The following is a 21,021-nucleotide window of genomic DNA, read 5'->3' on the forward strand; positions in this document are numbered from 1 at the left end:
GTGATTATGAATATTATTTATTAAAAGCTACTGCGTTCGTTTCGATAACTTCAACCTGATCTTGGTTGTATTTTGAAGGGCATTTCATTAGAATTTTTGATGCGTGAAAGACATCGCCATCCATTTTTCCTGTTAGCACAATCTGTTCAGAACGTTCGATATCTTGTGGCTTTGAACCATTGAATACCACAACACATTCGGTACTATCGTTGTCATACATGTAAAAAGAAAAGTGATTAGCATTTGTTTTTGGATCATAATGCAACGCTTTTTCTTTATTGAGTACACCTACGACGTAGAGCTCTGTCTTTTTCTCTTTCGCTTCAGTGAAAGTTGAATAAGTACTTGAATCTGTATAAATGACAAGAATCATAGCAATAGCAACAGCAATGATGGCGATTAGAACAATGGAACTTTTTTTCATTAGAGTAATTTTTTTAAAGCTCATGATTACTCATGAACAGTTATTCATTTTTATTCAGGAGCTGATTTAAGCTCATGAAGGTTTCATTTTAAAAAATTTAACAACTTATCGACTACAAAATTACGAATAGATTGGCGAAGTAACTAAATTTGCAACTTGGATAGTTTATTTATAACCTTTCTAAATAATTTCGCGCTATAGAAAACATATCTTTAAATGATTCTGCACGAGATACCTAGAATCTTATTAAATATTTTTAATTTAGTTTACATCTTAATTTTTACAATCAGTTGAATAACATAAAAATAATTATTCTGTCTTTCATGTATGTATGTTTAGCAATATGTAATGTCAAGCATTCATGGTCACAAACAAAAAATATACGGCATGAAATTGTTATTCAAAATGACAATGATGTTTATTTGTTGACATCTCAAGATCGGTATTATACAAATGGAATTAATATCAACTATCGATTGGGGCTAAAATCTGATACTTCGCGAATTAAAAATCGTATACTGGATGTTGAATTTGGACAAAAAATGTACAATGGAATTAATTTGAGTGCGGGGAGGTCCTTACAATGGGATCGACCTTTTGCAGGATATTTATATTTGTCTGGAGAATTGAATCAGTATTATAATGATGAACAAATATTAAGTTTAAAAGTAGAATTAGGACAAGTGGGGCCACTTGCAAAGGGGAGGGAAGTACAGAAAGTAATTCATCAAGTATTTAACATGTATGAAGTATCCGGATGGAATCAGGAAGTGTCAAATGCCTTTGGAGTTGATCTTGGAGTTAAATATCAAAAACTAATTTACAGATCGATTAATCATAGTTTTGAAATCTCTGGTATGAGCTCTGGTACTTTAGGGATGAACCATATCAATGCGCATGTGGGGTTACCTATCCGCTGGGGAAGGTTACGTTCATTCAGCCATTCGGTATTTACGAAGGGGCATGTGCAAAGTAGGAGTAACGATCGTGAACTATTTTTATACTATGTACCTGCTGTTCATTTTGTTGGTTACAATGCCACTATTCAAGGTGGATTGGGGCATCACGACATCAACAAAGAACAATATCAGATTGAAAAGATCATCTATAGTCATAAAATTGGTTTTATGCTCGCAAATGGCAGATCATCTTTAGGACTATCCTATACATTCCAATCACGCGAGGCAAAAGAGATGCTCTATAAAACACATCAATATGGTACTATATTTTATGGATTACGATTCTAAGGAATCTACAGCTGCCACCTGAAATTTGTTGCCCGTAAATTTCGTGACAAGCATGCTCGCTACCGTATCTCCGGTTGCATTTAAGATGGTGGCTAATGGATCAACCAATGTTCCGATAATCATAACCGCAGGAACAGCTTCAATAGGTAGGCCAAGGACAGAAATCATGAGCATTTCCCCAATATATCCGCCATTAGGAATTCCTCCAGCCACAACGCTTACAAGTACAGTAATGCCTAGCGCTGTAATAAGGGTAGTAGGATCAAAGAAATCTTTCCCTATTAATAGAAAAGCAACGTATATTTTAAAAATTGATGATATACTCGAACCTTGCTTATGCAGGGTTGTTCCTAATGGAATGACAACATTGGCTATCGCGTCAGGAATTCCTATTTTTTTTGCGGCAATTAAGTTGGCAGGCATAGTGGCCAAGCTGCTGCATGAACCTAGCGCAGTCAATGTGGGTACAATATTGTTTTTCCAGAATGAGGTGAGACCGTATTTACCATTAGAGATAAAGGCAAATATGCTAAAACCCAAAATGAAATAGATCGTTCCAAAAAGGTAATAAAGACCTAAAGGTTTGGCATAAAAGCCAAATAGTTGTGGACCGAGACTACTCACTTGATAGGCAAAATAAGCACCCAAACCTAAAGGCGAAATTTTCATGATTAAAATCAGTAGATTTTTCATTACTTCGTTTCCACCATTTAAGAAGGCGAGAAAAGGTTGTGCTGCCATACTGGATTTTCGGGTTGCAATACCTACCAAAAAGGAAAAAATAACGAGTGCGAGCATATTTTCCCTAGACAGTAATTTTCCAAATTCTGAAACGGTAATAAAGCGAACCATTTTATCACTCCAAGTATCATCAGGATTGTTCTCAAGCAGATGAGCACCATCGGCTACATGCGGAGCTTCCAAAGGGAAAAAATAAAGTACCGCAATAGTTGCACAAGCAGAAATTAGAACCCCCATTAAAAATACCATACTCATCGTGCCGATTATCTTTCCTAACTGGTTTGTACCTTCAATATTGGCTACAGAGGAAGAAATAGCGAAAAATACCAAAGGGATAACAGCAACAAATAATAAATTAAGAAAAATATCACCTATAGGTTTGATATAAACCACCACTTGGGGTAGATATATCCCTAAAATACTACCAATAAGTATACCTACGATCAGTAGGATAATGTTTCCATAATTTTGGAGAAATAAATTGATTGAATATGTCATTGCGAAGACTAATTTAGTTTTTTTTCTAATATGTTTTATTAAAAATGTTGTAATAGAGATTTGTAATTAATATTTTCGACCAAAGGCATAATAAATATTTAGATTTCATGATTATTTAAAGAAATTTGTATTAAAGTATAAGCATTTCTTTTTTAGATATACTAAGCAGTGTATGTTTACAGATCGTAACAGAATACAAGAAGAAATAGTAATATTGGAATGTTTCCTTTTTTCAATTATTATTCATAACAACTGATATTAACAAGCAGAATGAGCTATATTAGAATTAAAAAATATCTTAAAATCAAATATGAAGGTCTTTTGAGCACCCGTATACTTTGTCCTTTAGCAGGTCTGTTTTTTTTCATTTCTACTGGGTATGCACAAGGTCAGACTGGATTAGGAAAATACGATGGTCCTTATTTCTTTTATGAGGATGGGGATACAACGCTAGTACGTGTGGAGAATGGGGAAATCCAGATCCAAACACCATCCGAAGCCTCTTTCTCGGTAACGACTGAGGATAGTCATCATCGTTTTAATGTATCCATGCATCCGATTGAGACTCCAGATTGGCATTATTCCAGTAGCGATACCCTATTAGTACTATCTGATCCCCACGGAGACTTTGAATCTTTTTTTTCGATTTTAAAAGCTCAGAAAGTCATCGGAAATAACTATGAATGGGTTTATGGCAAAAATAATCTAGTCATTATAGGAGACGTCTTTGATCGCGGTAAAGATGTGTTACCCATTTTTTGGTTGATCTATAAGTTAGAATATGAAGCAGACCAAGCAGGTGGTAAAGTTCACTTTTTACTGGGAAATCATGAAGAAATGATCTTGCGAGGTAATTACAAATATGCACAAGATAAATATAAAATACTGGCAGATTCACTCGGAAAAGATTATCGTGAGTTTTGGGCGATAAACACAGAGTTAGGAAGATGGTTGCAAAGTAAAAATACAATGGAAAAGATAGGCGATCATCTTTTTGTACATGCAGGACTAAGTCGTACGATGCTTGATCCAGCATGGACTATCCCAGCAGTGAATGACTCGGTGCGCAATGTTCTGTTTAGAACTAAAGAAGAACGTCAAAAATCGGTCGCTGGAACTTTTCTTTTTGGTAGCGAGGGACCTTTGTGGTATCGTGGTATGGTGCGCCAAGAAGAAAAATATCATCCTTTGAGTGAAGAAGAATTCAGTCAGATCCTTCAAAATTACAACGCAACAAAAATATATGTGGGCCATACGATTTTTCCTGATATCACCGCTTTTTATAAAGGAAGAGTTATCGCTGTTAATGTCAATAATGAAAGCAACAGAACAAAGGGTACGGGGCGTGGTATACTCATTAATGGAGATAAAACATTTGTGATTTATGATGATATCAAGAAAAATAAAGTATTGCAGCAATAAAAATTAAATATGCTAAATTATAATTTTGGGCTGGGGTCATATTCCAGCCCTTTTTTGATTTTAGTTTTGTTTTTTACCCAATAATAAGCGTACTTGAGACCCCCAGCCACCAATCACGATATCATCGACACCGTCAGCATTCACGTCACCAACTGCAATACCCCAACTTCTCCCTCGAGTGATTTCAGGTATAACATCATCTGTCACAAATGAAAAATGCCCAGATCCGTTATTTCGTAGTGCTTGGACTTGCATTTCCTCAAAAGGAGGTATCTTAATGGCGCTTAAGATAATGTCGAGATGCCCATCTTGATCAAAATCGACTGTTGTAGCGGCATAGGTCGAAAATTCCTGTTCGGGCATTCTTGATTCTGTTTCATCAACGAAGAGACGATTACCTTGGTTTATAAATAATCGTGCCCGTGGATCTTTTTCTTTGGCTCCGCCATTGCTTGTCAGATTTGCGAAAAGTAAATCGGGTTTTCCATCACCATTGGCATCAAAAACTATAACTTCTCTTGTATGCAAGGGGATATTTAAAGGAAGACCCATAGCATGTTCGATGAAATTACCTTGACCATCATTAAATAATAAACGATTTGGCGTTTCTTCATTGCCAATAATCAGGTCGACATGACCATCATCATCCAAATCTGCCAATTTTATTGACTGTGTTTGATCGGCAACCTGTGGTAGTGAGACGGTAGAATGATCGAGGAAATAACCTGGTCTTTTAGGATCATTTAACCATAAAAAATTTTGTGGTGATTGACCAGAATTGCCAATAACAATATCCATTAATCCATCTCCGTTGACATCTGCGACATCTAAACCATTTGCCTCACTTTTCCCCAATAAACGATCAGAAACGTCAGTAAATGTACCATCACCATTTCCTAAATAATATTCATGATGTTGATCATCTTCAGCAACGAAAATAAGATCTAATAGACCGTCTTGATTAAAATCAGCAGCTCTTACATGTTCGGTATCATGAGATTTAGGAACAAAAGTATCTTTTTTCCAAGAGAAAATCCCTTTTCCATCATTGAGGTATAATCGATTAGGTTGTGATTCTAATGCTAAAACGAGATCTAAATCTCCGTCACCATCTACATCTATTAGAATCACATCTAGAGCATGTGCTTTTGCATCTTGTGGGAGATGCGTTATTGTAACGTCGTCAAAATATTTAGTTTGTGCTAAACTACAAGAAGAAGTGCCTATAATTAGACAAAGACCCATATAGCGAAGAGATCGTTTTAAAAAACCATTCATACTTTTATATTTTTGTAATCTGTTAATATACAAATAATTATCGGGATGATGGGTTGTTGTATATGATTATTTAGCTATGTTAAACTTTTCTTATACTTGCTGTTTGGCTTTTTCTACTATAATAAATTGTTACTTAATTAAGTTCCATGTGGATTGTACTGATGTTTTTTTTTCTAGCCTGTAGGGATGCTAACACTAATCATTTTTGGTCTTTTATACTTATGATCGTTGAAGATTATAATAATGATTGCATACATACCGATTAAGATCTATTTATTTTACTTTTGTTCCATATGCAAGAAATGGAATTTGTAACAACAGGAGACGGTTCAAAGACATTGTTCAATGAACAAATAGGGGAGTGTTATCACTCCAAACATGGTGCAGTTCAGGAAAGTAAACATGTTTTTATTCATACAGGGCTTGATTATTATATACAACAGCATCAGCTACATAAAGTTGCAATTTTAGAAGTCGGGTTTGGAACAGGTTTAAATTTCACACAAACGCTAGCTTACATTGCTGATAAACAGGTTGAGATAGATTATGTTGGAATAGAGGGATTTCCATTACCCCTAGATGTGATTCAAGAAATTGGTTATGATGCTTTTGTGTCAGAGGAAGATTGGAAAAATTATATCTCGCATTACAAGGACGCATTAACTGGAACCATGCAGGTCAACAAACAAGCGCAGTTACATATCAATCATACTTTATTGATGAATTTTAACTCCAATAAGATTTTTGATATCGTATACTTTGATGCATTTGCTGCGGTTCATCAACCCGAAATGTGGACAGATGAAGCATTAGCGCATGTTGCTAAATTTATAAAACCAGGAGGTGTATTTGTTACCTATGCGATCACTGGAAATCTTAAAAGAAGTATGAAGGCTTTAGGATTTACGATTGAAAAAGCTCCAGGTGCACCTGGGAAAAGAGAAATGCTGCGGGCAACAAAAATTTAATAGAGAACTAGCGTATGTTGGTTGTTTCTGATCAAAATTAGGCTATCGTATTTTCTATCCAATACCAATAAATTATATGGAGGTCATCATCTTATGATGATGACGTTTTTTATAAGAAGAGTAGGGAATTAGAAGTGATTAAAATAGTTCGCGTGCTAATTTATGTATTCAAAATGCTGCAAGAACTTAAAAAAGTATGCAAAAGTTGGATCACTTCTTGGCTGGGAGCGATCCCTTCTTGAGAAGAAGGGATTACATCTTCTTAAGAAGTAAGGCAATCTTTACAAGAAGTAACTCGTTCTTGAAAAGATTGTCCTCATTATTTGGCTTTATCGTCGATTCTTTAAAGGAAGGACCTCTATGTTTAAAAGAACTGACCCCTTCTTTTACACATAGAGGTACTTCTTCTCTATATGCAATCCCTTCTTATTAATAAGCAGTCCCTTGTTTTTAAGTTATAATCGCTTGTTTTTAAGTTCTGATCGTTTGTTTTTGCTTATGATCGCTTTTTTTAGAATAATTGACCAAAACTTCTAAAGTTGATCCATGTTTTCTTCATAATCAGATTATCATTAAAGAAATATAGAGCGGTTTTGGTCGTATGCATGATTATTTTTAGAAAGAAGGTGTCACTTCTTTTAAAGATGTGATCCAATCTTTAAAAGAAGGAACTACTTATTTGAAAGAAGGTGTCACAGAAAGCGAGTATTTAGAAAGGAATGTCTCGTATTGTCGTTTAAAGGCATATTTTCTTTTAATAACCCACTTAAAAATTAAATATTCATAAATTTATAATATAATTGTTTCGCTAACTTTTTCAAATCATTACAGCTGTATTTCTAATAGTTTTCTAATGATTTGCCTCTATATTCCAACCTAAATTTGTCTTAACAAACGAATCATATTAAAGACAAATTATCATGAATAAAAAGCCGCTGTTTGCGTCATTATTATTGACCATTGGTCTTACTGGAATCCATATAAGTAAGGCACAAACAAATGATTTTGGAAATCCCAAACTCACCCATTATTTAAATAAGGAGCATACTCGTTATGTGAGCTTCAGTGGGTATGCAGAACTGTGGGCGCGTTACACTCAATTAAATCCAGGAAGCCTTGTTAATAATGAACCAGTAGGAAGTGTATCCGATTTATCACTGCGCCGTATTCGTGCGAAGATGACGTATAAACCAACTGAAAACTTGTATTTCGTACTGCAAATGGGGCCTACAAATGTGAATGTGAACAGTAAAAATAATACCTATATGGATCTACTTGATGCATATGCAGAGTATAGCTTTAGCCCTAAGCTTGCAGTAGGTGCTGGACGTTCTACTTGGAGAGGACTATCTCGTTTCACAACAGGACCTCAGGCAACTTTACTCTATGATCTTCCCCTATATGCGACATCAAACACAGGTATTACAGATATGACGGTGCGGGAGATGAGTGCCTATATTAAAGGTCAGCTGGGACGTCTTGATTACCGACTGGTAGTTGCTGATCCTTATACGGCAACAAATGCAGATCCGGAATTAAATGTCGCTAAATTTAGTAAAAATGAAGCCCGTAAAGATGTTTCAGGTTACTTTAGATATGCATTTTTTGACAAGGAGAATAATGAAACGCCATTTAATGCGGGTACCTATCTAGGGAAGAAAAGAGTATTAAGTGTAGGTGGGGGATTTGAATATATGCACGATGCATTATGGCATTTAGATGCTGATAAAGCAGTACAAAACGATGATATGAAAAGCGTAGCACTAGATATTTTCTATGACGCACCCCTCAATAAGGGTAAAGGAACTTCTATCAGTGCGTACGCTATGGCCATGCATAATGACTATGGACCTAATTATGTCCGATTTTCGGGAACAAATAATCCAGCTACGGGAGTAGTGGCTGCCAGTGCAAGTTTAAATGGGGCTGGAAATGCTTTACCTACCGCAGGAACGGGTAATACATTTTATGCTCAAATAGGAGGTACATTGCCCTATTTTAGCCGCAATAATCATAACCTGCAACTGCAGCCCGCAGTATCCATACAACTTGCCAACTACAATGCTTTAAAAGATAATAGTGCGATATACGATGCTGGAATATCGATGTTATTTCATGGAAATAGTAGCCGCTTGACCTTCGATGCTCAAAATAGACCAATTTATAGCATGAATGCAGCAAAAGAAAGTTTGGTGACAGATCATAAATGGGCCTTTATCCTTAAATATAGAATAGATTTTAATTAATAATAACATGAAAAGGAAAAATTTCATACAAACATTAGGAACTGTAGGAGTCTTGGGCGTAACAAGTTCTACCCTACTAGCAGCAAATCATAAAAAAGTAAAGCCTGTGTTTTTTCATTATCTACTTTTTTGGCTCAAACCTGAGCTTTCAGTAATGCAAGTTGAAGAATTTAAACAATTTTTTGAAGGGCTCAAAAAATTACCCTATGTCAAAAATGTACGTTATGGTAAACCTGCCGCTTCAAGTCCACGTACTGTTTTAGATAATAGTTTTACATACAATGTCTCGATGGAATTCGATAGCCTCGAGGAGCTAGAAGCTTATGGGAAATTGCCACAACATCTTGCTTTGGTAGCGCAGTATAAACCTTACTTTGATCGTATGATGGTGCACGACAGTGTATATGAAAATTTGTAAAAATAATAATAGATCTTAAAATTAATAAAAAATGAAAATCATCTCAAAAGCAATCATGCTTGTCAGTTTAGCATTTATTGGTCAATCACTAAAAGCTCAAGAAAATCATGGAAACATTACATCGGTAAAAGTAGAAGAAAGTGAAGGTAAAATGCCCGCGATTCGATTGATCAATAATCCTGATGGAACTTGTTCTTTTGAAAAAGGATATATTCCAACATTGAAACATGCGAGCACAACTACTTTTTGGTCTAGCAACAAAACAGAGGATTGGGAAAAAAATGCGCATCCTGCTCCAAGACGTCAATATGTAGTGACATTAAAAGGCAAAATCCGGTTTAAGGTCAGTGATGGTTCCACATTTTTGATTAAACCGGGGGTGATCTTACTCGCTGAAGATTTGAAAGGAAAAGGCCACAGTTGGCAAATGGTTCATACGAAAAGCTGGGAACGTTTATATATACCGCTACAAGAAGGGGCCGATGATTTATTTGTCGCCAGTTATGACTCGAAAAAATAGAGATGCCAATAGGAGAAATACTATTTTTTCAATAGTATAATGATCAAAGTAAAGGTAGGTTTTGCTGTGCATGCTGTATATAACAGTATGCACAGCAATTTCTTGTTGATTTTATTTTATTTAAAAAGTATCTACATTTGTTTATATGAGGGTATTGGTCGTAGAAGACAATGAACGTGTAAGTTCGGTATTACAAAAAGGATTAAAGAGCCAAGACTATCAAGTTAGTGTTGCCCCTGATGCTGAATCTGCTTTAAAGCAGGTGAAGTTACTTGATTATGATATGCTCATTATCGATATTATGCTTCCTCGCATGAGCGGCATCGAATTGAGCAAGCGCATGAAATCGATCTATCCTAAAATACCGATTATTATGCTCACAGCTCTTGGTCAAATCGATGAAAAGATCGCAGGTTTTGATGCCGGGGCAGACGACTATATGGTAAAACCCTTTGATCTTCGCGAATTATATGTCCGCATTGCAGCTGTTCTAAAAAGAAATAAAGAGTTTGGCGGTTGGGAAAATAATGAAACTTTAGATTATGATTCGCTATCGGTCAATTTGAGAAGTAAAAGTGTGACACGCAATCATATGGACATTAAATTGACCCCAAAAGAATTTGATCTACTTGTATTCTTTATGCGCCATCATGAAACGTTATTGAGCCGTGATGAGATCGCCAGAAATGTATGGGGAAAAAATTTTGATACTGGGACTAATTATATTGATGTATACATCAATTATCTTAGAAAAAAAGTAGATAAAGATTTTGAAACTAAACTCATCCACACCAAATCAGGACATGGTTTTATCTTATCAAGTAAAGAATGAAAATAGCTTCTCGAACCTCGTTGGTATTTACGTTATTTTCTGCGGCAATACTATTTCTTTTTGCCTATAGTATCTATTTCTTTTCCGAGAAAAATAGGGAGGAAGAATTTATAGACCGGTTGAGGTATAAAATTACTTGGCGTGCAGAATTTATTTTTGATGCCAAAGTGAGTGAAGCGCAATTGCGTCAGATTCATGAACAAAATAAAAAAATGATCAATGAGGCTCAGATAACAGTTTTTGACAATCAATTTCAAAAGCTCTTTGTAGATTTTGGCGAACAAAATTATGATCGAGCTCTTTTAGAGAAGATTCGAAATAAAAATTTTATGACTTGGAATCAGGGTGATGAGCTGTTTATGGGGATGCATTATCCTTTTCAAGGCAAACAATACTATCTCATTGGACATGCGTATGACCAGACCGGTTATGCCCATATGCATCGTTTACAGCAGCTTCTGATCAGTATTTATGTTGTTGCCATTATTTTTATATTTATAGCTTCTTTTTTCTTTGCTCAATATATTCTAAAACCAATTAAACATATTATTAATGAAATTAGGGATGTCTCTGAACATAATCTAAGTAAAAGGGTATATTATCGAGAAGCAAAGGATGAACTCTCTGAATTGATCGATACATTTAATGGGACTTTCAATCGATTGGAAAAATCGTTTAACAACCAAAGACATTTTGTTTCTATTATATCCCACGAATTTCGTACTCCTTTGTCTGCTATGATCGCTGAACTCGAACTTGCCAAAGAGTTGAATACCACCTTAGAAGATTATAAACATTCGATCGATACCGCTTTACTAGATGCTAAAGAAGCAACTGTTTTGTCTAATTCCTTATTGGATTTTGCCCGTGCGAACTACGATAGTTCACAAGTTAGTTTTAGTTCCCTTAGACTCGACGAAATTCTTGTTGAATCAAAATTTATGGTGCAGGATAAAGATAAGGATTACCGTGTCAGCATATCTTTTGATTATGAATTGCTCCATGCTGGTGAAGATCAAGAAGAAATTCTGGTGATGGGAAATGCTTATTTACTTAAGGTGGCTTTCGCTAATTTGATCGAGAATGCGTGCAAATATAGTGCTGATAAGCATTGCTTAGTAGAGATCATGTACAATAAGGGGATCGCAACAATACATATTTCTGACAAGGGGAGAGGAATTTCATCTGAGGATTTACCGCATATATTTGAACTTTTTTACCGATCAGCATCTTCTCCAGACCAAAATGGACATGGTATCGGACTTTCTATAGTGCAGCGGATCATTGATATGCACGATGGTCAATTATTTGTTCAATCTGCAATTGGTGAAGGTTCAACCTTTACAGTGCAATTTAATCGAATTGTTTAATAGATCTGATTATTTGAATGAAGATGGAGATCACTGATTGATAATGATCCTTAAGAAGTAAAACGGAAACGATTCCATCGTTATTTATGAGCTAGAATACATAACATATAATAAATGAAGTCAGATTATACCACAACATGGGATCTTTACAATACTATTACGCTAGATTATAAACAGTATAATGGTTTTTAAAGCAATTTATGTTCATTTACTTTTTTAATTTTATTATATTTAGCAAACGATTTATTTATGAAGACACTAAAAGGACCAGGAATTTTCTTAGCCCAATTTGTTGCTAACGAGGAACCTTATAATACACTTGAAAATATTGGTAAATGGGTTAAATCTCTCGGATTTAAAGGCGTACAGCTACCGACCAATGATCCGCAATACTTTGATTTACAAAAAGCTGCTGAAAGTAAAACTTATGCGGATGAAATAAAAGGAAAATTAGGAGAGATTGGTTTAGAAATTACGGAACTTTCTACACATTTGCAGGGCCAGTTAATTGCAGTTCATCCAGCATATGATCAGCTATTTGACGGATTTGCTCCGGCAGAAGTTCGTAATAATCCAAAAGCTAGAACTGAATGGGCTACACAGCAATTAATATACGCCGCACAGGCATCTGCAAATCTAGGATTAAATGCGCATGCGACTTTCAGCGGTGCTTTGTTATGGCACATGGTTTATCCTTGGCCACAACGCCCTTCAGGTGTTGTTGAACTTGGTTTTAAAGAGTTGGCAAATCGTTGGGTTCCCATATTAAATGAATTTGACAAGCATGGAGTAGATCTTTGTTATGAGATTCATCCAGGTGAGGATCTGCACGATGGCGTGAGTTATGAGCGCTTCTTGGAAGCAGCAGATAACCATCCACGAGCTTGTTTACTTTATGATCCATCACACTTATTATTACAAGGTATGGATTACTTAAGTTACATTGATCATTACCATGAACGCATTAAAATGTTCCATGTGAAAGATGCAGAATTTAATCCAACTGGTAAGCAGGGGATGTATGGAGGCTACAGTAGCTGGTTGGATCGTGCAGGACGGTTCCGTTCGTTAGGAGATGGACAAGTAGACTTCAAAGGGATATTTAGTAAACTTGCCGCTTATGATTTTGATGGCTGGGCAGTGATGGAATGGGAGTGTGCATTAAAGAATAGCGTAGATGGCGCAACTGAAGGGGCAGAATTTATAAAGAAACACATTATTAAAGTAACTGACCGTGCGTTCGATGATTTTGCAGCATCAGGAGCAGATGATAATTTTAATAAAGAAATCTTAGGTATCAAGTAGGAATGAAAATGTAAACTGGAAAAAAGAGTCTTCCAGTTTGTATTGTTATTTTAATAAAAAAGCGGATGCTAGTTTAAAACCAGCATCCGCTTTTTTTATTTATCTCGATCAGAATTAGTGACCTTGAGTACCATCTACACCATGAGAGTGACCATGAGATAACTCTTCTTCAGTTGCAGGACGTACATTTAAAATTTCAATTTCGAAATGTAATGATTTACCAGCCATTGGGTGATTTAAGTCAGCAACAACAACTTCTGGAGTTACTTCTACAACTACAGCACGGAATTGGTTACCTTGGTTATCTTGTAATGGGATAACTTCTCCAACTGGAGGTAAACCAGTTTCTTTAAACATATCTGCTGGTAATTGGGCAACAGCACGTTCGTCTTTTTCACCATATGCATCTTCTGCAGATAATTCAAATGCAGTAGTGTCACCAACATTTAAGCCAGCGATGTTTTCTTCAAATTTAGGAAGCATCATGCCAACACCGTATAAGAAGTCTAAAGGATTTTCTGTTGTTGTTTCTTCTACGAAAACTTTTTCGCCGTTTTCGATTGTGTGAAGTTTGTAAGTTAACGCTACTACGTCATTAGTTACTATTGCCATTTGTTTTGATTTTTGGGATTTTCCCCGTTATTATTCTATTATTTTTATAAGTTCTGCAATCGTATTCTGTGGCAGACTGCATGTTTTATTTCTACAAAGGTAGGCTTTTGATTTTAAACCCGCTCTATTTAATAACAATGGTAGACTGCCTTTTGTTCCACCTAATACGATTTTATTCGGAATGTAATAATGATCTAGCTCTTTACGAAATGCCTGTGCATCCTCTCCAGTCAGCGCAATCTCATTGCAACCATACAATTCTTCTAACAATAATATTGCCCAATTTGAATAAGCAGAGCCGTATGTCTTGATTTGTGGAAATACATTCGCAAATAATTGATCTGATATCGCTATATATCCCTCATTATCAAATAGTAGTCCTATTTTTTTTAATTGATGACAGATTGTAGATGTAGATGACGGAATGACATTATCCATGACTTCACTTTTTCGAGCAATTAATTTTTCTGCATTAGAAGCGCTATAATAGAAGGTTTTTTCATGACTGTCGTAAAATAGTTCAATCGTTTTATCTAATAATCCTTTCGCTGTATAAAGCCATTTTTCTTCGAATGTAGCTTCATACAATGCTGTAAATGCAGCAATAGTGAAAGCATAATCATCTAAAAATCCGGAAATACTCCGATTAGAATCTTTCGGTTGATGGAGCATTGTAAAATCTTCTGCTATCAATTCATGCATCAAGAATTCCGCATTTTCCAAAGCCAGTTCTAAATAGTCTTGCTTGTCAAATACACGATACGCATCGATTAGACCTTTTAGAAGAAGTGCATTCCAAGTGGCCAACTGTTTATGGTCAAGTCCAGGATGAATACGTTTTTTACGATAATCAAATAATTTCTTCTTAATTGAACGCAGATAAGCTTCCCATTCTTCGGAGGTATATCCTGCCTCTTGAGCCATTAGATCTGCATCAATATCACAATTCAGGATATTGATTTTTTCTTCTTCCCAATTTCCCTCATCTGTAATATTAAAGTAAGCGATAAATAAATCAGCATCATCGCCCAAGATGGTTTTAATTTCCGATAAATCAAAAGTATAAAACTTTCCTTCTACTCCTTCACTATCTGCATCCAAGGCTGAGTAAAAACCCTTATTTGGGTCTAACATCTCTCGCTTGGCCCATATAATTGTTTCTTCAACAATACGTTTGTACAAAGGTAAAGGTTGTTGTTGATATGCTTCTGCATATAAGGAAATCAGTTGACCATTATCATAAAGCATTTTTTCAAAATGAGGGACATGCCATTCACTATCAACCGAGTAGCGAGCAAACCCACCACCAATATGGTCATAAATACCTCCTGAGGCTATTTTTTGAAGGGTAAAATGCACATGATTTAATGTTTCATGATCATGTGCTAAGACGGAATAGCGTAATAAGAATAACCAGTTGTTTGGAAGAGGAAACTTAGGACTACGGTGATAGCCGCCATCTTTTGGATCGAATAGTTCTTTCCAGGGCTTGATGATATCTTGCAAATCATCAAATTTATATTGTTCAGGAATTGGATTTATGGGAAAACGTTCACTTTGTTGAATGCCTCTTGTCAATTTGTCAGCATATTCCAGTGTCACCTCAGGTTGTTCTTCCCACATTCGGGCAATTTGAATTAATATATTTTGCCAATCATGTGCTTTGAAGTACGTGCCACCATAAATCGGTCTACCATCAGGTAAACAAATACAGTTTAATGGCCATCCGCCAGCATTAGTCATGAGTTGGACCGCAGTCATGTATATTTGATCAATATCCGGACGTTCTTCCCGATCAATTTTGATCGGTACATAGAACTTGTTCATGGTTTGCGCAATGACATCATTCTCAAAGCTTTCCCTTTCCATGACATGACACCAGTGACAAGCAGAATAGCCAATACTGATGATGATCAATTTATTTTCTTCTTGAGCTTTTTTTAAAGCTTCCTCTCCCCAAGGCATCCAGTGAACTGGATTGTGAGCATGTTGCTTCAGGTAGGGAGAATTTTCAAATTGCAATTGATTTGCCATAACCCGAAGGTACAAAAAGGAATTATACTATGGTATTTAAAAGCGTTGCACAGCTGGAAGTCAAAGTATTAAAATCAAATCCATCATCAATTACTAGGTGTACAACCTGTGAAGTTGACAACGGAACCGATTCATTGCTGACGTATTCAATAAAGTCCGATAAGCCAGGGTTGTGACCAAAGATAAAAAGTGTGTTGATATGTGCAGGTACTTGATTGATTAATTTTAATATATCCAAGTACGTTGCTTCATAAAGTTGATCTTCTTTAATCAAAGCAATTTGTGGATATTTAATCGCTTTAATAAATATTTCTGCTGTTTGATATGCCCTATCTGCAGAAGAAGAAATACAAAGCGTAGTTGCATCAGCTTGCATGTGTAAGGACAATTGATAGGAAATGCGTTGTGCTCTTTCAATGCCTTTGTCTATTAATATACGGTCGAAATCCCTTTTGGAAAATGACTGTTCAGCCTTTGCATGACGGACGATATAAAGATTTTTAGACATAATATGATGTTATCTATATAAATATAGCTAAAATCGATTTATTTATTCAAAGAGATCGAAAAGTTTAACATTAAATTAATGGTGATTCTATATATAATCTTTGACATTAATTGTAGTTAAGGATGAAATATTAGTAAATTATTCTTTGGCAAATCATTAATACGTTCCGTGCAAATCATTACTAAAACATGAAAAACAGTAGAAAAATAAGTTTATTTCACCACTAATATATTGCCATAATGAATGATAGCATATTTACTTGAAAATACGAAGGTTTAGTGCTTTACTGGAAAGGTACTATATTTTCCTTAAACTTTTTATATACTAAACCTCGCTTTTTGACAACTTAAGACAGCATAAATGAGACTTTATAAAAATATTTAACGACAGTTATTCTTGCGGTTGCTATCTCTTAGGTAATTCTAATTAAAAACTCATTACAAGCTTTCTAAAATAATATTTTGTGAAGTCACTTACTTAATTTGTTCCCAATGAGTAGATTTCCTTCCATTCCATGTTCGTGTCTCTGCAATTGGTTGGATCCTGACAATGGTGTCTATGTTTGCATTTCCTCCATCAAGATTAAAATATAAAACTAAATTCCCGTCATCCTGTAAAATGTACATCGAAGAATTGACGCTGGATAAGAAAAAATCACCGTTTGGTACAAAAAGATTACCGGTTGCCCATACTGAATCATCATAAAGCCCATTTCTATTTGCGTATATTACTAAATTTCCATCCTTTTGGAAAGTCATTCTATAGAGATATCTAGAACCATATTTCTTATATGAGCCAGCATCCCATAGCACTTTATCATTGCTATGATCGACAAGATAAAGATTTCCGTCCGATTGACCAACTAAAGAAAATCGCCCATTTGGGCTTTTAAGATCGAAAGGAAAAGATTTTATAGAATTAACTCGTATAATGGATTCCTTATAATATTCGAGATCAATCATAACCGCAGATCGACTCTGTTTATTACAAAATCGTTATACCATTTTATCGGATAACCACAATATCCAGGCGTAAATGGAGAATTGAGAGCACTACAGCCATTATTTGAAACTATAGATTTCCTATAAGCAAAAGCCAATTGATCTTTACTCTCTACTATATTTTGTCCCTTAATCTGAAAGACATCCTCTCTTAACGTATAAAGCACATTTTCGGCTCCTACATTAGACAATTTTCCATAAAATTTCTTTAGTGCTCGGAAGATTCTTGTAATTTTTCATTTTCTTTTTTACAAGAAATTAAGACAAGGGAATAAAATAATAATATTCCTATTTTTTTTTGCAAAATGTATTCATAATTACATATATAAATTATCAAGAATGTAACTTAAATAAAAAATCAAAAACATACAATTAAATTATTTAAAAAAATAAAATAATTTAATACAATTTAAACACAGTAGTGTCCTAAACAAATTTTAGTCTGTACAAAACTTCCCTTTATCTTCATTTTGACAAGGTTTTATCTTATTTATCAGAATAGATCCTTCCAATTTAGTTTAGAAGAGTTTAAATTGAGCAATTTTGTTTGGCGGTTTTCCTGAAATAAATGTATCATCGGCCCATTTCCATAGGTCTATTTTTACAAAAATATTTAATCGTATAAAGTTGACCAGATTCGATAGATTCCAATCGTATTTAGCTTTCTTTTGGATATACTTGAACAGTAATATTCCGATCAATGCGGTCCATATTTGTATATACACCGCATTTTGGGATGTGCCTACAAAACTGGTGACCTTTAGTCTTTATTTTAGATGTTTGAAGAATGTTTCAATCTCCCACCGTTCTTTGTAAAGAGATGCTACTGTCTTGGGTTTCCAACTAAAATTGTTTGTTAAGAACTCATACACTACGTTTTTAGTGCTGTCCAAAACACGAACTTGGCGTATCTTCTTTCCTGCATTCCCTATATTTGGTGATCCAATAAGCTCAATGGTCTGATCTTCAATTATTCCACCTTCCATTAGTGCCTCACTCTTAGTTGTTTTGATCACAGTGTACTTCATGTTGGATTTGCTTCTGGTAACAAAGAAACAGCCGGTGCTGTCCAAAATGTTCATCCAGGCATAATCTACATAGCCCCGATCTACCACAAGAACACACCCTGGAGGAAAAGAGATGGTTTTGGCTACTTTGGATTCATGTTGTTTACCATCTGTAATATGCACAAAACTCGGCATACAGCCATCATAATCCAATACCGTATGAAGTTTAACCGCTCCTTTTGTACTTCGGAACTTCGCCCAATCAAATACACTCAGACATAAAGGGATGATTGTGGCATCCATCAGCAGAATCTTACTCTTTAATCTTCGCAGCTCAGTTCGTTTGTGAGGATGTTTGCTCCATAGCAGATCCAACAACCATAATAAAGATCCCTGAAAAGAGCATGGTCGCGATGGGAATTCATATAGGAAAGATTGGACTTACTCGGTGTTCTGGAAATACCCATATGATTCATATTGCCCGTAGTACTGCGAAGCCCATTGGAAATATCCAGAACACAATCGGCTGAGGATAAATGGCAAAATAGCATGCTAACAAAGTGGGGCCAGCTGTTTATACCCTTGTGATGTTTGTCGGACTGGTATTTCTGAACCAATCTATTGAAAATGTCACGTTCAACTAGACCTAGAATCTGAGAAAATACGTTTATATTTACCATGGCGGTGGATGATTTTTAGCGAAATAAATATAGCAATCTCTGCTATACAAATTCACCGCCTTTTTTTACTTATTTGGGACGCAACTGATTTAAACATAGTATAACAGAAAAAGTAAATCAAGTTGCTAAGTTATTGAAACTTTTTTACACCAAGAGCTTTAAGAATTTTATAACCCTTCGAAGATTGGATTCGTTGCAAGGTTTTTTCTGTTTCAATTAATTTTAAATGGTCATAATAGAAAAAAGAAAAATTCTCTCTAAGAAATTCTGCTTTTTCCTCAAAGATTTGAGATAGATTTTCGGCTTTTGAACTCATACCTTCTGTATCGAAATTACTTATGACTTGATCAATGTGCCTATAGGATACATTTTCTTTAATAATAACCGTTATAAAAAATACCCAATCAGCTATGATCTTGTATTGTTGATCATACATGCCATATCTTGAAAATAAATCTTTTTTTATAAAACTGGCTGGATGGGGTAGGGAAGCTTTAAATAAGAAATTTCCTGTGAGTTTACTTGGGTAGTTAAAAGTGTAGGGATTTTTCCTGCTATTAAATAAAAGATCACCATAAATAATATCTTCATTATCTAAATTTAAGATAACTTTTTCTAAAGTATTGTTGTCAAACAGAGTATCACCACTGTTTAGAAATAAGATATATTCTCCTGTTGCAGCTTTTATACCCTTATTCATAGCATCATATACACCATTGTCTTTTTCAGATTTACAATAATTGACTCGATTATTATTAGTTATCAATTCTTCACTTCCGTCATTTGATAAACCATCAATAACTATGTGTTCAAATTTTTGAAAAGTTTGATTATTGATAGATTCAAAAGTCTTTTCTAATCCGGTTTTGTTGTTAAGATTAACAGTAATTATTGATAGTTTCATAGACATATTGTGTTTTAACAAAAGTAAATCTATATATTTTAACAAGCAATAATAAACTTAGTATTTATAATAAGAGTTAGTTTTAAAATTATTTTATCATTTTTGTGGATGATAAATCTTAATCCCTTAGTAACTATTGTTATTCCTTGTTATAATTGTGAGTCAACAGTTTTAGAAGCGATTCAATCTGCTTTGAATCAAATATATAAAAATATTGAAGTTATTGTAATAAATGATGGTTCAATTGATAATTCGAAAGATATTATAATTAAAGAGTTAAGTAAAGATGCAAGACTGACTTATAAAGAACAAGAGAATAAAGGACTTTCTGCTGCTCGAAACCTAGGTCTGCACTTTGCTCAAGGAGAATATATAGTTTTTTTAGATGCAGATGATATGTTGAAAGATAGTTATGTACAAATCTCTCTTGGTCACTACGATGATAACCCCAACTTGATTATTGTCTATAGCAACATGGAACTATTCGAAAGAGAAACAGGTGTTCTATATTTACCTAAATTTGAAATTAATTTGTTTTTAAAAAGTAACTGTATTCCAGCTTTTGCAATGGTTAGAACCTCTCAAATCAAAGAAATAGGAGGTTTTGATGAAGATGTAAAATTATGTGAGGATTGGGAATGTTGGATGCACTTATTAAAATGTTTTAGTGGAGATGTTTTAAGAATTGAAGAGCCTCTATATAATTATAGAAAAAGGTTTAGCGCCGATTCTATTATGGATCAAAATGTAGATAATTCTATTGATGAAGTTTTATTGTATATCTACAAAAAGCATTATGAACTTTATAGGAAGCATGGATTTATTATTTCTAATTTATTAAGAGACAGACATCAATTAAAGCAAATAAGATTAAAGTATTATAATGTTTGGTATAGAAAACTTATTTATAAAGTGTTTAAAGCGAATAAATTTCGTCAAATTATGAATGAATTACGATCCTAGAACTCACCTTTAAGAACTATAAACACTGAACTGCATAATGGTT

Annotated in this window: 21 protein-coding genes; 11 read left to right on the top strand and 10 right to left on the bottom strand. The window is 34.7% G+C overall.

The window, feature by feature from the left end:
• Window positions 1-13: 13 nt before the first annotated feature.
• The gene (locus C8N37_RS07675) at window positions 14-424 is read right to left on the bottom strand and encodes a cytochrome c maturation protein CcmE domain-containing protein (protein ID WP_045753311.1); all 411 of its coding nucleotides are present in this window, start codon (window positions 422-424) and stop codon (window positions 14-16) included.
• Window positions 425-747: 323 nt separating this feature from the next.
• Between C8N37_RS07675 and C8N37_RS07680 the strand changes: the two genes are divergently transcribed.
• The gene (locus C8N37_RS07680; RefSeq protein WP_108158336.1) at window positions 748-1,671 is read left to right on the top strand and encodes a lipid A deacylase LpxR family protein; all 924 of its coding nucleotides are present in this window, start codon (window positions 748-750) and stop codon (window positions 1,669-1,671) included.
• Here C8N37_RS07680 and C8N37_RS07685 read toward each other — a convergent pair.
• Complete coding sequence (locus C8N37_RS07685; protein WP_108158337.1) at window positions 1,660-2,910, bottom strand: dicarboxylate/amino acid:cation symporter; 1,251 nt, start codon at window positions 2,908-2,910, stop codon at window positions 1,660-1,662. The genes C8N37_RS07680 and C8N37_RS07685 overlap by 12 nt on opposite strands.
• 270 nt (window positions 2,911-3,180) lie before the next feature.
• On the opposite strand from C8N37_RS07685, the gene C8N37_RS07690 reads away from it, so the two are divergent.
• Entirely contained in the window at window positions 3,181-4,332 is a 1,152-nt protein-coding gene (locus tag C8N37_RS07690) for a metallophosphoesterase (RefSeq protein WP_108158338.1), read from the top strand.
• A 60-nt stretch (window positions 4,333-4,392) separates the two neighbouring features.
• Here the strand turns inward: C8N37_RS07690 and C8N37_RS07695 are convergent, their stop codons facing one another.
• A complete protein-coding gene (locus C8N37_RS07695) occupies window positions 4,393-5,610 on the bottom strand; it encodes an FG-GAP repeat domain-containing protein (protein WP_108158339.1) in 1,218 nt (405 codons plus the stop codon).
• A 302-nt stretch (window positions 5,611-5,912) separates the two neighbouring features.
• Here C8N37_RS07695 and mnmD point away from each other — a divergent pair, with 302 nt between their 5' ends.
• The 8 genes from mnmD (at window position 5,913) to C8N37_RS07730 (ending at window position 13,269) form a co-directional block, all read left to right on the top strand.
• Complete coding sequence (mnmD, locus tag C8N37_RS07700; protein WP_108158443.1) at window positions 5,913-6,578, top strand: tRNA (5-methylaminomethyl-2-thiouridine)(34)-methyltransferase MnmD; 666 nt, start codon at window positions 5,913-5,915, stop codon at window positions 6,576-6,578.
• Between the two features lie 196 nt (window positions 6,579-6,774).
• Entirely contained in the window at window positions 6,775-7,011 is a 237-nt protein-coding gene (locus C8N37_RS22650; RefSeq protein WP_146171033.1) for a hypothetical protein, read from the top strand.
• A 487-nt stretch (window positions 7,012-7,498) separates the two neighbouring features.
• Window positions 7,499-8,824, top strand: a complete 1,326-nt coding sequence (locus C8N37_RS07705; protein ID WP_108158340.1) for a hypothetical protein — start codon at window positions 7,499-7,501, stop codon at window positions 8,822-8,824.
• Window positions 8,825-8,831: 7 nt separating this feature from the next.
• Complete coding sequence (locus C8N37_RS07710) at window positions 8,832-9,242, top strand: Dabb family protein (protein WP_108158341.1); 411 nt, start codon at window positions 8,832-8,834, stop codon at window positions 9,240-9,242.
• Between the two features lie 31 nt (window positions 9,243-9,273).
• On the top strand, window positions 9,274-9,762 hold the full coding sequence (locus C8N37_RS07715; RefSeq protein WP_244914361.1) for a cupin domain-containing protein: 489 nt from the start codon (window positions 9,274-9,276) through the stop codon (window positions 9,760-9,762).
• Between the two features lie 145 nt (window positions 9,763-9,907).
• The gene (locus tag C8N37_RS07720) at window positions 9,908-10,594 is read left to right on the top strand and encodes a response regulator transcription factor (RefSeq protein WP_108158342.1); all 687 of its coding nucleotides are present in this window, start codon (window positions 9,908-9,910) and stop codon (window positions 10,592-10,594) included.
• Entirely contained in the window at window positions 10,591-11,964 is a 1,374-nt protein-coding gene (locus C8N37_RS07725; RefSeq protein ID WP_108158343.1) for a sensor histidine kinase, read from the top strand. The genes C8N37_RS07720 and C8N37_RS07725 overlap by 4 nt, the downstream gene beginning before the upstream one ends.
• A gap of 249 nt (window positions 11,965-12,213) precedes the next feature.
• A complete protein-coding gene (locus C8N37_RS07730; protein ID WP_108158344.1) occupies window positions 12,214-13,269 on the top strand; it encodes a sugar phosphate isomerase/epimerase family protein in 1,056 nt (351 codons plus the stop codon).
• Window positions 13,270-13,383: 114 nt separating this feature from the next.
• On the opposite strand, the gene C8N37_RS07735 is transcribed toward C8N37_RS07730, so the two are convergent.
• The 7 genes from C8N37_RS07735 to C8N37_RS07775 form a co-directional block, all read right to left on the bottom strand.
• Window positions 13,384-13,881 carry an FKBP-type peptidyl-prolyl cis-trans isomerase gene (locus tag C8N37_RS07735; RefSeq protein ID WP_021190473.1) on the bottom strand — a complete coding sequence of 166 codons (498 nt, stop codon included), beginning with the start codon at window positions 13,879-13,881 and terminating at the stop codon, window positions 13,384-13,386.
• Window positions 13,882-13,911: 30 nt separating this feature from the next.
• On the bottom strand, window positions 13,912-15,915 hold the full coding sequence (locus tag C8N37_RS07740) for a thioredoxin domain-containing protein (RefSeq protein WP_108158345.1): 2,004 nt from the start codon (window positions 15,913-15,915) through the stop codon (window positions 13,912-13,914).
• A 22-nt stretch (window positions 15,916-15,937) separates the two neighbouring features.
• Complete coding sequence (locus C8N37_RS07745) at window positions 15,938-16,423, bottom strand: SixA phosphatase family protein (RefSeq protein ID WP_108158346.1); 486 nt, start codon at window positions 16,421-16,423, stop codon at window positions 15,938-15,940.
• A 473-nt stretch (window positions 16,424-16,896) separates the two neighbouring features.
• On the bottom strand, window positions 16,897-17,385 hold the full coding sequence (locus tag C8N37_RS07750) for a hypothetical protein (RefSeq protein ID WP_108158347.1): 489 nt from the start codon (window positions 17,383-17,385) through the stop codon (window positions 16,897-16,899).
• A gap of 806 nt (window positions 17,386-18,191) precedes the next feature.
• Window positions 18,192-18,809: an IS4 family transposase gene (locus C8N37_RS07765; RefSeq protein WP_108158350.1), complete on the bottom strand. Its 618-nt coding sequence runs from the start codon at window positions 18,807-18,809 to the stop codon at window positions 18,192-18,194.
• Complete coding sequence (locus tag C8N37_RS07770) at window positions 18,752-19,111, bottom strand: DUF4372 domain-containing protein (RefSeq protein WP_108158351.1); 360 nt, start codon at window positions 19,109-19,111, stop codon at window positions 18,752-18,754. The genes C8N37_RS07765 and C8N37_RS07770 overlap by 58 nt, the downstream gene beginning before the upstream one ends.
• Window positions 19,112-19,241: 130 nt before the next feature.
• Window positions 19,242-20,015 (bottom strand): glycosyltransferase family 2 protein, encoded by a 774-nt coding sequence (locus C8N37_RS07775; protein WP_170114496.1) that lies wholly within the window; start codon window positions 20,013-20,015, stop codon window positions 19,242-19,244.
• A 108-nt stretch (window positions 20,016-20,123) separates the two neighbouring features.
• Here C8N37_RS07775 and C8N37_RS07780 point away from each other — a divergent pair, with 108 nt between their 5' ends.
• Window positions 20,124-20,978: a glycosyltransferase family 2 protein gene (locus C8N37_RS07780; RefSeq protein WP_108158353.1), complete on the top strand. Its 855-nt coding sequence runs from the start codon at window positions 20,124-20,126 to the stop codon at window positions 20,976-20,978.
• Window positions 20,979-21,021: the final 43 nt, after the last annotated feature.

The organism is Sphingobacterium faecium (genome assembly GCF_003054045.1).
In the GTDB taxonomy this organism is placed as follows: Bacteria; Bacteroidota; Bacteroidia; order Sphingobacteriales; family Sphingobacteriaceae; genus Sphingobacterium; species Sphingobacterium faecium.

What these genes read in the sequence shown, in the direction of transcription:
- C8N37_RS07780 (WP_108158353.1), top strand. Translation starts at nt 20,124, where the DNA reads ATGATAAATCTTAATCCCTTAGTAACTATTGTTATTCCTTGTTATAAT.
- C8N37_RS07715 (WP_244914361.1), top strand. Translation starts at nt 9,274, where the DNA reads ATGAAAATCATCTCAAAAGCAATCATGCTTGTCAGTTTAGCATTTATT.
- C8N37_RS07695 (WP_108158339.1), bottom strand. Translation starts at nt 5,610, where the DNA reads ATGAATGGTTTTTTAAAACGATCTCTTCGCTATATGGGTCTTTGTCTA.
- C8N37_RS07730 (WP_108158344.1), top strand. Translation starts at nt 12,214, where the DNA reads ATGAAGACACTAAAAGGACCAGGAATTTTCTTAGCCCAATTTGTTGCT.
- C8N37_RS07725 (WP_108158343.1), top strand. Translation starts at nt 10,591, where the DNA reads ATGAAAATAGCTTCTCGAACCTCGTTGGTATTTACGTTATTTTCTGCG.
- C8N37_RS07710 (WP_108158341.1), top strand. Translation starts at nt 8,832, where the DNA reads ATGAAAAGGAAAAATTTCATACAAACATTAGGAACTGTAGGAGTCTTG.
- C8N37_RS07740 (WP_108158345.1), bottom strand. Translation starts at nt 15,915, where the DNA reads ATGGCAAATCAATTGCAATTTGAAAATTCTCCCTACCTGAAGCAACAT.
- C8N37_RS07745 (WP_108158346.1), bottom strand. Translation starts at nt 16,423, where the DNA reads ATGTCTAAAAATCTTTATATCGTCCGTCATGCAAAGGCTGAACAGTCA.
- C8N37_RS07720 (WP_108158342.1), top strand. Translation starts at nt 9,908, where the DNA reads ATGAGGGTATTGGTCGTAGAAGACAATGAACGTGTAAGTTCGGTATTA.
- C8N37_RS07750 (WP_108158347.1), bottom strand. Translation starts at nt 17,385, where the DNA reads ATGATTGATCTCGAATATTATAAGGAATCCATTATACGAGTTAATTCT.
- C8N37_RS07675 (WP_045753311.1), bottom strand. Translation starts at nt 424, where the DNA reads ATGAAAAAAAGTTCCATTGTTCTAATCGCCATCATTGCTGTTGCTATT.
- C8N37_RS07770 (WP_108158351.1), bottom strand. Translation starts at nt 19,111, where the DNA reads ATGGTAAATATAAACGTATTTTCTCAGATTCTAGGTCTAGTTGAACGT.
- C8N37_RS07705 (WP_108158340.1), top strand. Translation starts at nt 7,499, where the DNA reads ATGAATAAAAAGCCGCTGTTTGCGTCATTATTATTGACCATTGGTCTT.
- C8N37_RS07775 (WP_170114496.1), bottom strand. Translation starts at nt 20,015, where the DNA reads ATGAAACTATCAATAATTACTGTTAATCTTAACAACAAAACCGGATTA.
- C8N37_RS07685 (WP_108158337.1), bottom strand. Translation starts at nt 2,910, where the DNA reads ATGACATATTCAATCAATTTATTTCTCCAAAATTATGGAAACATTATC.
- C8N37_RS07735 (WP_021190473.1), bottom strand. Translation starts at nt 13,881, where the DNA reads ATGGCAATAGTAACTAATGACGTAGTAGCGTTAACTTACAAACTTCAC.
- mnmD (WP_108158443.1), top strand. Translation starts at nt 5,913, where the DNA reads ATGGAATTTGTAACAACAGGAGACGGTTCAAAGACATTGTTCAATGAA.
- C8N37_RS22650 (WP_146171033.1), top strand. Translation starts at nt 6,775, where the DNA reads ATGCAAAAGTTGGATCACTTCTTGGCTGGGAGCGATCCCTTCTTGAGA.
- C8N37_RS07680 (WP_108158336.1), top strand. Translation starts at nt 748, where the DNA reads ATGTATGTATGTTTAGCAATATGTAATGTCAAGCATTCATGGTCACAA.
- C8N37_RS07690 (WP_108158338.1), top strand. Translation starts at nt 3,181, where the DNA reads ATGAGCTATATTAGAATTAAAAAATATCTTAAAATCAAATATGAAGGT.